This is a genomic window from Pseudomonas imperatae (genome assembly GCF_057128625.1).
The window spans coordinates 1-2,495 of the sequence record NZ_JBSKHP010000060.1 but is presented as its reverse complement, the minus strand read 5'-3'; the positions used below and the strand labels follow the sequence as shown (position 1 = coordinate 2,495).

Below are 2,495 nucleotides of genomic sequence, written 5' to 3'. Positions count from 1 at the left end.
GTTTTACCGGCGCCCTTGAGATCGAGCGCCGCCCGCGCGGCGCTTCGGGGGTAGAACCCCCTCCCACGTTTGTTGCAGCGTGCCATGGCCTGATAGACCTGCGTTGGCAGCCTTTGGTGCATGGCTGGGAAATGGGGAGCGGCCGGTCATGGGTGGCAATCACCTCCCCCGTAGCAGCTGCCGCAGGCTGCGTCCGGGCCACCGCGCAATACCTGGCTTAACTGGGTAAGTGCCCCGGACGCCGCCTGCGGCAGCTGCTACGGGGGACCTGTTATTTCTGACAGGTCACAGGAGGGGGCAAGTCTGCAACCCTGAACCTTCTTACTCAAAACAAGAAGCCCATCATGACCCACCTCACCGCACCCGGCGCCCTGGACCCTGGATTCAACGCAGGCGCCCGGCAAACCATCACGCCCAGTGGCCTGGCGAGCAAGATCCATTCGCTGCTGCCGTTGGCGGACGGCTCTATGCTGGTGGCCTCGTCTGGCGATCCCTCCAGCGCATTTGCGGTCAACCTGTTCAACGCCGATGGCAGCCTGCCGTCCCCTGAAGCCTTCGGCAATTCGGTCAGCTCCCGTGGGCATGGCTATTTGCTGGACAGCTTCAGTTCAGCGCGCCCCATCCCCCAGCTGCACGCCTACCAGGGCGGCGACTTCCACGTGCTGAGCTTCCAGCGTGAAGGGGTACACATGGCACGGTACAACGCAGCTGGCCTGCCGCAAGCCCGGCACCTGGTGGACTTCAGCGCGCTGCCCACCGGCGCGGTCGCCGAGGGGCCGATGCTCAGTGCGGCGGACGGTGAGCTGCTGTACGTGGCGTTCACCGTTACGCTGCTCAACGCCGACACACTGGTTGCGGTGATGTGCATCACGGCGGCCGGCGCGCTGAACCCGGCGTTCAACGGTACCGGCGTGCAGCTGGTGCAACTGCCCGACAACGTCACCCGTGCCAGCGCCTTGCGTGGCTTGGGCATCCAGCGGCTGGGCGCCAATGCCGGCAAGGTGCTACTCGCCGGCGGTTGGAGCGCAGGGGGGGCGGACGAAGGGCTGTACGTGACGCGCCTGAATACCAATGGCGAGCCCGATTCGACGTTTGGCGAACGCGGCTTTGCCTGGGTGGCTGCTGACCAGTACCGCTACATGCAGTTGATTGTCGACCCGGCCGACACGTTGAAGTTGTGCGGCTCGCTCAGGGATCGCGAAGCGTCACCGCGTACCCGTGAGGTCGCCATTGCCTGGAACGCCGAAGGAGCGGTGGACCATACGTTCAACGATGGCCTTGCGCTGCTGGAAACATACTCGGCTGCCGCGAATGAGCTCAGGACGCCCGTGTTCTTCAGTTCCAGCGAGCAGGCTGGCGCCTACCGCCTGGCGTGCCTGAAATGGTTCAACACCCAGCAAATCATCATGGCTGCACTTGATGGTACGGGGGGCATGGATGAGGCCATGGGGCGTGTGTCGCTTACGGTGGCGGGGTCGATGGGTAACAGCACGGGGGGCGCGGTGGCGCACGACGTCGATGGAAAGATGCTGGCAAGCTGGCATTCTTCGGTGTTCCGCGTATTGGGACGATAAAACAGCCCCCATCCATCCCGTAGCAGCTGCCGAAGGCTGCGTCACGACCAGCGCGCAGTACCTGGCACACCTTGGTGCAGCGGACGCAGCCTTCGGCAGCTGCTACGTGATAGGGTCATGGCCGCCAGGTGCCAGGCGATGTTTTACCGGCGCCCTTTAGATCGAGCGCCGCCCGCCTGGGGGATGAGGGGCGGTCCTGAGTGGCAAGGTTTCCGTAGGACCAAACGTAGGACAATTCTGATTTGCTCGGGTAGGCTTGTTCGGCCCGGGTCATGGCAATAACCTCCCTCGTGCCACTGCTTCCAGTGGTCGGGTTTGGTAGCCCGGGTTCTAAAGTAATTGCGTATTGGCACCTGTGGTGGCTGTACGCAGGGCACCTTCGTGTGCGCCGGTTTTACTTACTTTTCCCGGTCTACCAACCTGCGTACCGCCGCCTCCCATCGTTTGGTAGCGATGCAGCAGCGTTCATCCAAAAGTAAAGGGTTGCCCATGACGTTCGAAATTCCCACCGATCCACCTTCCACCGCCACCCTGGCATTCGGCGCCACCGACGACTCGGGTGAGCCGTTCTACACCGTACGGGCCGGTATTCCCATGGAACATGCCTTGGGGCAGATATCGCTGTTGCTGAAAGGTGCTGGCGAATCAGCGTATGAATTGTGCGACTGCGAAGTGCGTGAGCGCGGCCTGCTGTGGTCCGCGCTGCATCAGATCGAAGCCGCGAAGGCCCTGACGGATGCATTGATTCGCGGTGCTTCGCTGAATTGATGGGTCTACGCCCACAGGCCACCTAAACCTGAAGCCGGGCCAACAAGGCGGGCAACTCGGGATATCAGGCCATGGCACGGTGCAACAAATGTAGGAGCCGCCGGGGTCGCGCTCGACCTTGGTCGCGATGCGCCGCGCGGGCGGCGCGCGATC

General features: G+C 63.3%; 2 protein-coding genes. Both read left to right on the top strand.

The window, feature by feature from the left end; genetic code table 11:
* The first annotated feature begins 344 nt into the window (after positions 1–344).
* The gene (locus ACWKWX_RS32560) at positions 345–1,574 is read left to right on the top strand and encodes an NHL repeat-containing protein (protein ID WP_483829919.1); all 1,230 of its coding nucleotides are present in this window, start codon (positions 345–347) and stop codon (positions 1,572–1,574) included.
* A gap of 339 nt (positions 1,575–1,913) precedes the next feature.
* Positions 1,914–2,342: a hypothetical protein gene (locus ACWKWX_RS32555; RefSeq protein ID WP_416424755.1), complete on the top strand. Its 429-nt coding sequence runs from the start codon at positions 1,914–1,916 to the stop codon at positions 2,340–2,342.
* The last annotated feature ends 153 nt before the right edge of the window (positions 2,343–2,495 follow it).